Source organism: Deltaproteobacteria bacterium (assembly GCA_018668695.1).
Classification (GTDB): Bacteria; Myxococcota; XYA12-FULL-58-9; order XYA12-FULL-58-9; family JABJBS01; genus JABJBS01.
Map to the genome: position 1 here is coordinate 1 of JABJBS010000265.1, position 10078 is coordinate 10078.

At 52.8% G+C, this 10078-nt stretch carries 10 protein-coding genes; 3 read left to right on the forward strand and 7 right to left on the reverse strand.

Features of this window, described 5'->3' with window-relative positions; genetic code table 11:
* The 3 genes from HOK28_14190 to HOK28_14200 form a co-directional block, all read left to right on the forward strand.
* Positions 1–171: two-component sensor histidine kinase (locus HOK28_14190; protein MBT6434245.1), on the forward strand; the 171-nt coding region annotated here is incomplete at its 5' end.
* A gap of 118 nt (positions 172–289) precedes the next feature.
* Entirely contained in the window at positions 290–499 is a 210-nt protein-coding gene (locus tag HOK28_14195) for a hypothetical protein (protein ID MBT6434246.1), read from the forward strand.
* Positions 500–731: 232 nt separating this feature from the next.
* On the forward strand, positions 732–3410 hold the full coding sequence (locus HOK28_14200; protein MBT6434247.1) for an MMPL family transporter: 2679 nt from the start codon (positions 732–734) through the stop codon (positions 3408–3410).
* Between the two features lie 39 nt (positions 3411–3449).
* On the opposite strand, the gene HOK28_14205 is transcribed toward HOK28_14200, so the two are convergent.
* From HOK28_14205 to HOK28_14235, 7 genes are all read right to left on the reverse strand, one after another.
* Positions 3450–4601, reverse strand: coding sequence for an acetyl-CoA C-acetyltransferase (locus HOK28_14205; GenBank protein ID MBT6434248.1), 1152 nt, complete (start codon positions 4599–4601; stop codon positions 3450–3452).
* 18 nt (positions 4602–4619) lie between these two features.
* Positions 4620–5624, reverse strand: coding sequence for an acyl-CoA dehydrogenase (locus tag HOK28_14210; GenBank protein MBT6434249.1), 1005 nt, complete (start codon positions 5622–5624; stop codon positions 4620–4622).
* Between the two features lie 2 nt (positions 5625–5626).
* Entirely contained in the window at positions 5627–6793 is a 1167-nt protein-coding gene (locus tag HOK28_14215; protein MBT6434250.1) for an acyl-CoA dehydrogenase, read from the reverse strand.
* 13 nt (positions 6794–6806) lie between these two features.
* Positions 6807–7877 (reverse strand): nitronate monooxygenase, encoded by a 1071-nt coding sequence (locus HOK28_14220; GenBank protein MBT6434251.1) that lies wholly within the window; start codon positions 7875–7877, stop codon positions 6807–6809.
* Positions 7878–8633: a CoA-transferase gene (locus HOK28_14225; GenBank protein ID MBT6434252.1), complete on the reverse strand. Its 756-nt coding sequence runs from the start codon at positions 8631–8633 to the stop codon at positions 7878–7880.
* The gene (locus HOK28_14230) at positions 8630–9484 is read right to left on the reverse strand and encodes a CoA transferase subunit A (protein ID MBT6434253.1); all 855 of its coding nucleotides are present in this window, start codon (positions 9482–9484) and stop codon (positions 8630–8632) included. The genes HOK28_14225 and HOK28_14230 overlap by 4 nt, the downstream gene beginning before the upstream one ends.
* Positions 9485–9499: 15 nt before the next feature.
* The coding region (locus tag HOK28_14235) for an enoyl-CoA hydratase family protein (protein ID MBT6434254.1) at positions 9500–10078 on the reverse strand (579 nt) is incomplete at its 5' end.

The window sequence follows — 10078 nt, forward strand, 5'->3', positions numbered from 1 at the left end:
ACTAAAGAAGCCGGTAAAGGAACGGGCCTTGGCTTAGCCATTACCCAGCGAATCGTTGCTCGTCATGAAGGGCATATTTTTCTAGGTCTGTCTGATGAACTGGGTGGGGCTTTGTTTCGAGTTTGGTTGCCGCTGGTTCAAAGTCAGAAGATTGATGTGGTCAGGTCCTAGGCCGTTGCGCTTACCTCCATCGTTAGCATCTATTCCAATTCGCTTGAATCTGCCGTGAAGTTGGGCCATGAGGACCTCCGTAAATGTTCAGTCACTGTTTTATGGGTAAGGCTTCGATATGATGGTTACGTTTGTTTCAAGCATCGACTCTATTTCAGAGGGCGGTGTTGTATGTTTTGTGGGCAAACCGGGCGGCTATAAAATTCCCACAAGCCCTGAAGATGTTGGTCAGTGTATCCGCGAAGCCTTCGCCAAGGCGGTATCTGTAGAGGTCACTTACGACGACAAAACCCATGACATTTCGGATGCCAAACCCGGAAAACGATAGTTTAGCGTCGGCGGCCGGCTCATTCCTAGCCTCGAATAACTTGTAGCAATTCATAAAGCTCAATGTTTACAACCGCTTATGAGCTGATTGCCGTTCGGTTACGTTGGTGGTGGTTAGCCCAAATACTTGAGATCTTTAGCTTATTCTCGGTTGCGGGCGATGAGGCTTTTCCGATACGAAGCTTCCGATGTTTTCTACTGGTCGCGATAAGGTTTTTGCTTGGATAGCACAGATGGGTATTCAGCGATCGCTGCCCATAATGTGCATCACGGGCGCACTGTTGGTGGCGGCCAGTATTGGCCTGCCGAACCTCCAGGTGAGCACGTCTCGCCACGGTCTCGTAGAAGACGATAATCCATATCAGCAACGGCTTAACCAATTTCACGAGAAATTCGGTGATCCCACATCTCCCATCTTCTTTGTCATCAGCGAGGGCGACGCCCAAGACCGAAGGCAAATGGTTGATGATCTGGTGGCTGAGTTTAAGAAGAAGCCAGAACTCGATGGCCGGGTGATTGCTCGTATGGGCCCTCATCAGCTGGCCAAAGCCATGCTGCTTCAAGATCCTGAGGTCACGGATACCATCCGGACACTCGTGCCTACCGGTATGGATCTTACGACCTTCGTTGAAGGGGGCCTCCCGGAATATCTCGACGCCATCAACGCAAGGCTTGGCCACTTGGCTGCCGGTTTACAAATGCGGATGATGATGCCCTTTGGCGGCGGGATTGGTACGGACCAGGTCAACAGTATCCTGGACCGCTTAAGCTCCCTGGCACTGACCACCGATGCATTCTTGGCAGGTGAAAACCCGTGGGCCCATATGGAGCTTCGAGACGAAGACCGCCAGAGCATGGAGGCCATCGATTCGGCAGGTTATGTGGTGGGGCAGGGCAATGAGTATTTGCTTGTAACAGTCTTCCCGGAGTTTGAAGGTGACGAAGTTGAGCAGCTTGAGCCAATGGTCAGTTATCTGCGCGGGGTTCGAGACGATGTTCTGAAGCGCTACCCTGGAACACTGGTCAATGTAAGGCTGACTGGTGTGCCGGCTCTCGCGGTAGATGAGCTAACCATCGTTGAGAAAGGTCTTTATCAGTCGGGTGTTGCCACGGGCCTTGGTGTCCTCATTCTCTTTCTCTTTTCCTTTCGTTCGATTCGCCAATCTATCCTCGCCGCCATTCCATTGATCGTGGGCATTGTTTTAACGCTCTCATTTGTTCAGCTGGTTTACGGGCGTTTGAACCTCATTACCTCGAGTTTTATATCGGTGCTCCTGGGCTTGGGGATTGATTTTCCGGTTCACCTCTTGAGCCGTTACAACGAGTTTCGCCGGCAAGCTCTAAGTATTGTCGAATCGCTTCGAGAAAGTTTGATGCGAACTGGCCCGGGTATTGTCACCGGCGCGTTCACCACGGTTCTGGCATTTATGACCACCGCTACCACTGAGTTCACTGCGTTTGCGGAGCTTGGAATCATCACCTCCGTGGGCCTGGTGATTATGCTGGTGGCCACTCTTTTTGTGGTTCCTGCCTGTACGAAGAAGCTGCAACGCTCCCGTGATGTAACACCACCCGAGCTTCCCGGTACCGACCTGCTTACTTTTCTCGTTCGAAGCATGCCACGATTTTTGGTGCTTACGGGTGTAGCACTGGCTTTCTTTGGTGCCCAAGCGCTTGGGGATATTCGGTTCAATTACCGCTATTTCGATTTTCTTCCCCAAGAAACAGAAAGTGCGCAGGCGCTTCTGCTCTTGGAAGATGACCTTGCCATGGGCCCAACGTTTGCCAATGTTTCTACCGACGGTGTGGAAAGTGCGAGAGAGATGGCAGAACGTATTCGTGCTTTGCCATCGGTGGCCACAGTTCAGAGTGCAACAGACCTTTTGCCACCACTCACCCCGAAAAGCCTTGGAGCGTTGGAGCGATTTTACAATGAGTTTTCTAAGAAGCCCGATTTTGAAGTCATAGCCAGCAAGGGCTTGGCTCCGGCTTCATTGGTAACCCAGCTTGCGGTTATGAAGACTCAGGTAACGGCCATCGAGAATATTTTTAAGATCACAGGTCAAAGCTTACAGTCTACAGAGCGTACCCGAGCATCGGTGCAGAAGCTTGAAAAACGCTTGGGAGAAATGGGAGAAACTGCGCGCCCACAGCTTGACCAAGCAAGCGTTGCCATTGGCGATATCATTCGCCGAGCCTGGACTACTGGTAAAAATGTAGTGGATCGGCAAGCCTATGCACCAGAGGATATCCCCAAGGTTCTCAAGAGTCGCTTCGTGTCCAAGAACGAAGATGCATTGGCACTTTATGTATATCCCAAGGGCAATATTTGGGACCGAAACTTTGCCGAGACTTTTGCCCGCGAGCTTGAAAATGTAGATCCAAACGTGTCCGGTTTTGCGATTACCTTGCATGCCCACAGCTCCATGATTCTTGGCGGCTTTAAGCGGGCCGCGCTGCTTGCCGGCGTTTTGATTTGCATGCTCTTGTGGCTGGATTTTCGCAACAAAGAGCGGGCGATTCTGGCTTTGGTGCCGGCCTTGTTTGGCTGGTGCTGGATGATTGGTCTCATGTCAATTTTCGATATCAGTTTTAATGTGGCCAATATCGTGGCGCTGCCTTTGGTACTTGGGATTGGTATTGATGCGGGTGTTCACATGGTGCACCGAAGCTGGGAAGGCGGTAAGGGTAAGTCTGGTATCGCCAGTGTTGAAGATCTGGTCAAAGGTACCGGCTCTGCGGTTATGCTTGCTTCCATTACTACAGGTGTGGGTTTTGCCGGTTTGATGATTGCCGATTACGGCGGGATGAAGAGCTTAGGCTTGGTGATGGTGCTGGGTATCAGCTGTTCGTTATTGGCATGTTTACTTATTGTGCCAGCTATTTTGATTCTGGCGAAGCGCGCAGAATAAATGCTCCCAGGTTCCCCCGGGAGCGCTTCAATCTAAATCTTAAAGTCTTTCAATGATGGTGACGTTGGCCTGACCGCCGCCTTCGCACATGGTCTGAAAACCATACTTGCCACCAGAGCGCTCGAGCTCGTTTAGCATGGTGGTCATAAGCCGTGCACCGGTTGCGCCCAGTGGGTGACCCAGGGCCATGGCGCCGCCATTTACGTTGACCTTAGAAAGGTCAGCGCCGGTAGCCTTTTGCCATGCAAGAACGACAGAAGCGAAAGCTTCGTTGATTTCAATCACGTCCATGTCATCTAGGCTGAGGCCTGTTTTCTTCAGTGCATACTCGGTAGCCGGAATGGGCGCCGTAAGCATCCAAATCGGGTCATCGCCGCGAACACTCAAGTGATGGATTCGCGCACGTGGTTTGAAGCCGTGCTCCTTCAGAGCTTTCTCGCTTACAATCAGAAGCGCTGCTGCGCCATCTGAAATCTGGCTGGACGTTGCTGCCGTGAGGCGGCCTTCCGGGGCCAGGGTACGAAGCTCGGCCATCTTTTCCATGGTGGTTCCGCGGCGCGGACCTTCGTCTACTTTGAAATCGCCGAAAGGAGCAATCTCGTTGTCGAAGCGGCCTTCGTCAATCGCATGCAATGCACGGCGATGGCTTTCAAATGCCAGCTCTTCCATATCGGTTCGGCTGATTTCATATTTGTGAGCAATCATTTCGGCTGCCGCAAATTGAGAAACCATCTTGCCCTTGTATCGCTCTTGCCAGCCTTTGCAGCCTGAGAATGGGTCTGGATGACCGTACTCTTTGGCAACCATCATCGCTGCTGCAATTGGGATTTGCGTCATGTTTTGCACGCCGCCAGCAATGACGATGTCTTGGGTGCCACTCATCACGCCTTGCGCTGCAAAGTGAACCGCTTGCTGGGATGAACCGCACTGACGGTCGATGGTGGTGCCAGGAACTTCCTGAGGAAGACCCGCTGCAAGCCAGCATGTGCGGGCAATATCACCGGCCTGTGGCCCAATGGTGTCGAGGCAACCAAAGATGACGTCTTCTACCGCTGCTGCATCGAAGTCGTTGCGTTCAACCAGCGCCTTAAGAACATGCGCACCGATGTCTCCAGGGTGAACTTCTGCAAAACTTCCTTTACGGCGGCCCACCGGTGTTCGGACCGCATCCACGATATAAGCTTCAGCCATGATAAGAACCTTTCTTCATTAAGTGTCGAGAACAGCTTTGGCCACGCGTTCGCGGTGCCAGGCGTCGGTTCCCCAGGTGCGGCGTAGCGCCCAGGCGCGCTTCATCCACAAATGGAGGTCGTATTCATAGGAGTAGCCAATGGCGCCGTGGACCTGCAGCGATTTCTTTGCTGCGATATCAGCGGCTTCAGAGGCATAAATCTTAGCCATAGATACATGGGTGTCGGCTTGAGCCGGATCATGCACCATGGACCAAGCCGCGCGGTAAACCACGGGCTTGGCAAATTCTAGCTTTAAGAGTGCATCCACCATGTGATGCTTAACGGCTTGAAAGGTGCCAATGGGTTTCCCAAATTGCTCACGCACTTTGGCATATTCCACCGCCATCTCAATCATCTTACCGGCAAGCCCCAGCATTTGGGCCGAGGCTGCAAGCACGCCGCGGTTCCAGGCTTTGCTCATAGCACCTTCGCTTGGGGCCACCCGTTGCGACTCGGTGTAACTGATGGATTGAATCTTTCGGCTTTTATCTACCGAGGTTTGCTCGGTGCATTGCACATGCTCAGGCTGAACCAAGTCGAGTTGCCCCGCATTCTCTGCCATGATGAGCGAGCAGGCATTGGCGCCGTCTGCGTAGAGGTTCGTACCAAGCCGCGTGGATAAAGTAGACTCACCAGAGATAATCCCGCTGAGTAAACGCGTTTTCGTATCGGTATCGGCGCAGTCCTCAAGCAGAGGACCACCCACCACAGCAGTGTCTACAAATGGCTCCGGGGATGCCGCTCGGCCAAGTTCCTCAAGAACCAAGACCAAGTCGAGTTCGTTCATGCCGAGGCCGCCATTCTCTTCAGAGATAAGCATTCCTAAAATGCCAAGCTCAGAGAATTTTTGCCAAAGTCCGGGGACGCGGCCATCCGCATTGGTCCAGGCTGTTTGAACTTTGTCCGGAGCACACTCGCCTTTAAGCATGTCGCGAACGGTATCGCGCATCAGGTGCTGTTCTTCTTCAAACGCAAATCGCATGGTTATTTCCTTGGTAGTCCGAGCACGCGCTCTGCGACGACGTTGCGTTGAATTTCATTGGTTCCAGCGTAAATCGGGCCAGCGAGGGCAAATTGATAACCCTTCATCCAGCTGCCGTGATCTTGTGCATCGGGCGCTTCAGGCTCGAGTTCGCCGAGTTCGGCCAGTAGGTCCAGACCTGTCTCATGGGTTTTGACGTCCATTTCAGACCAGAATATTTTATTCAGGCTTGATTCAGCTCCAATGGAACCACCGCCGAGCATCTTGGTCACGGTTTGGAACGTGTAGAGGCGATAAGCGTCTGCATCCATCCAAGCTTGAACCACCTGGTCCCGCAGTGCCGGTGTGGCATCTTCGCGGTAGCGTTTATAGAGGTTGATAAGCTTGGTCGCGGTGGCCATGAACCGGCCGGGGCTACGCAGGCTTAAGCCGCGCTCACTGCTGGTGGTCGCCATCGCCACATACCAGCCTCTGTCTACTTCACCGATGATGTGGTCATCTGGGACAAAGACATTGTCGAGAAAGACTTCCGCAAAACCTTCGTCGCCATCAAGCCGGTCTACGCCGCGTAGGGTAATGCCTTCACTCGTAAGGGGCACGATGAAGTAGGTGAGACCTTTGTGGCGTGCTAGCTCAGGGTCGGTGCGAAAAAGACCAAAAATGATATCTGAGAAAGAGCCGCGGGTGCACCATGTCTTTTGACCATTGAGGAGCCAGCCGCCGCGCTCGTCATCACGGGTTGCGGTGCTTTTGACACTTGCCAAATCAGAACCGGCATTGGGTTCCGACCAGCCTTGAGCCCAAAGTTCTTCAGCGCCTGCCATCTTTTTTAGATAGCGTTGTTTTTGAGCGTCGGTGCCGTATTCGAAAAGAGTGGGTGCCATGAGAAAAATACCATTTTGCGTCACACGGCTGGGGGCGCCGGCGCGATAGTATTCCTCTTCAAAGATAAGCCATTCCATAAGCGTTGCTTCGCGGCCGCCATATTCCTTGGGCCAAGAAACCACGGCCAAGCCAGCGGCAAAGAGTTTTTTCTCCCACTCCACATGCTGGGCAAAGCCTTCGCCGGTATCCCCCGATTGAAGCGGTTCTTTGGGCACGTTGGCCTCAAGCCAGCTTCTGCACTCTTGGCGAAAAGCGTTTTCTTTTTCGTTAAACGTAAGATCCATCTTCAATTCCTACTTAAGCCGATAACTTGTCGAGTGTATTTTGTGCTTCTTGCATGACGCGTTCAACAAGGACTTCCACTGTGGGCAGTTCTTCAATGACACCAACCACTTGGCCCGTTGGTAAAATTCCAACATCCAGGTTGCCGTCTACCATGCTGGCTTTTGTGAGCATGGGAGCATTGGCGGCCATCGCCAACTGGCTCCAGCTAAGATTCTGGTTCTCTCGCATGGCCAACCCTTCTTGGATAAGCGCGCCGAAAGAAGTTTCTGTGTGCTTGCGAAGCGCGAAGGCGTAACCCAGTGCACGAAAGAGCCGAGTGATGATGCTAGAGCGTTCAAGCTGCTCGACGACATCGGTCCGAATAACTCGTTGAGGATAACCATCGATGGCTTTGGTGACTACGGTGCCTGTGACTGGTGTTTTGATGTACTGCGCTTTGATGGCATCGGGAACAGCACTTTCTTGAGTAAGCAAGAACCGCGTGCCCATCGCAATGCCACTGGCGCCGTAGGAGAGGGCGGCAATAAGCCCGCGGCCGTCGTTGAAGCCGCCAGCACCCAACACAGGTATATCCACGGTGTCGCATACTTGCGGGAGTAAAAGAGAGGTCGGCACTTGTCCGGTATGGCCGCCGCCTTCATGCCCTTGCGCTATCACGGCATCCACACCCCAAGCGGCTACTTTTTCCGCGTGTCGTTTGGCTCCAATGGTGGGCATCACCACGAGACCTGCATCTTTAAGTTTTTTGATGACCTTTTCGCGCGGCGCTTGAGCAAAGCTTGCAACTTTGACTTTTTGAGCGATGGCGAGGTCGATGCGCTTTTCAATATCGTCTTGGTCGGCGCGAAAGTTTACCCCAAAGTTTTTATCCGTGAGGCTCTTTACTGCATTAATTTCGGATTCCAGTTCGGCGTAGGTCATGGTGGCCGATGCCAAAATGCCCATGCCGCCGGCCTCAGAGGTTGCTGCTGTGAGTTTAGATCCCGAGACCCATCCCATCCCCGTTTGGACAATGGGGTATTTGCAACCAAAGAGGTCGCAGATGCGCGTATGCAATGCGCCAGGCTTAGGGGCTTCACTCATTTACGGCACTTCCTTTTGAGCATATCCGTTGGGATCAAACACTTCGCGGATGAGTTTGATTTCTTCGTCTGTAGGCAAGCGGCTTTCAGGAACGTCCCCGTCTGTGATCAGCTCAAAGCCGGTACTTTCTTGAATCTCTTCCACAGTCACACCGGGGTGGACTGAGCGGATCCTCATGCGATTATCGTCTGTTGCAAAATCAAACACACCGAGGTTTGACACCACCACACGAATTTCGTGGTGTTTGGCAGCAGCGCCAAGCTCTTTTGCTCGGTCGTAGCCAATGCCAGATACCATATCGACATTTTCCACAAACACGCGCTTGGAGTGGCCAGGAACCCAGTAACTGGTTGGGTGGTTGATGGTGTTGCCTGGAGCGCCGCGCACACCCAAGAGCTGGGCTTTCGGATTCTGCCAGTCACCAATGCAGGCGATGTTTTGATTTCCGTACCGGTCAATCTGAGTTGCACCCATCATGACGTGGCGTTTTCCCCACCAAAGCGTATCGAAGACCGTGCGGTAGGGCATCCAGCCTTCAATCACGGGCTCTGGGCCGCCTTTTCCAACGGGATAGTTACCCGAGATGATGCTTGAGACGCCATCTGTGAGCACGAGGTCTTTTTCGAAAGTTGCCCGCGCAAGCCTTGCCCCAATGGATGGAGTAAGCCCCATGGGACTGACCATGATTTCGCCATCGCCTCGAAACGCATCGGCGCAAGCTACAATACAAATATCGCTTCGTTTGATATCGCTCATGACCGTGCCTCCACTGCCTGGCGGTAGGCATCATGTGATTCCAAGCTCAGGTACTTTTCTTGAAACGCTTTCCAAGCCTCTGGATCTTTGGCGGTGGCTGCATATTCCTTTTGGAACGCTTCATCCCGGTTGTAGTCGGGTTCGCAGCTGGTGAAGTGTGCGCCCATGGGTGCTTCGACTACGCCGTGGGTCATCATACGATTGATTTTCAGTGTATGAATGCTGCCTTCTTTGAGAAGCTCTTCTGTGGGGACCACCCGCTCGCAGCTCATAAAGCATTTGTCGGCGGCCATGGCGAAGAGGTCATCGAAATAAAGGTCTGGCCCTAAGAACTGGCCATTGCCTTGAGCATCTGCGCGGTTCATGTGAATCAATGCTACATCGAGTTTGAGAGCGGGCATCGCGACCAGGGTTTCACCGTCTTCATAAGGAGATTCAATGGTCTTTAGATGCGGATTGATTTTCATCACATCTGATCCCAGCCCAGCGCGTGTTGGTAGAAAGGGCAGACGACTGGCAGCTGCATAAAGCCCCCATTGGAACATCCCTTCATCAAGCTCCATCGCTTCGATGGTGCCGGCTTGCCTTGCTTTTCGAAAGTGCGGCTCTAAGGGAATAGAATCGAGAGAGACAAAACCGTAGACGATTTTTTTAGCTTTTCCCGTGGCGCAAAAAAGGCCGATATCAGGACCCCCGTAAGATACGATGGTTAAGTCTTTAAGGTCTGAACGCAAGATGGCGCGTACCAAGCTCATCGGCTTGCGCCGTGATCCCCAGCCGCCAATACCAATGGTCATGCCATCTTCAAGCTGCGCTACAACTTCGTTTTCTGTGATTCGCTTATCTGCCATTTTAGTTTACTTCTCTTACTTGGTAAATTCTGCGTCTTTTTTAGCCACGAATGCATCCCGGGCTTCGTCGGCAACACCTGAGAGATTGAGCTCAAAGGTAAAGCCTTGTTCGAACCTGTAGCTGCGCTTGACGTCCACCGGATCGATCCCATTAAGCGATGCTTTAGCGGCCCGTAATACGGTAGGGCTTTTCTTGGCGAGATTCTCGGCCACTTCCATCGCTTTGCCACGTAGCTCATCTCTTGAAACCACTGCTAATATCGAACCGTAGTGGTGCAGCTCCTGGGCGGTAGCATTTTCGCAGGTGTAAACCATGGCGCGCATTTTGTGCTGAGGGACCAGCCGGGCAAGGTGGGTGGCTGCGCCTAAGGCGCCTCGGTCAACTTCAGGCAGGCCAAAGACAGCGTCGTCGGAAGCAATGATAATATCGGCGTTGCCAACGAGGCCAACCCCGCCGCCAACACAGAATCCATTCACGGCAGCAATCACTGGCACTTCACAATCGTACACCGCGGCAAAAGCTGCGTAGCATCCCTTGTTGGCACCGATGAGTGCGTCAAACCCTTCGGTTTGTTGCATCTCTTTAATATCAAC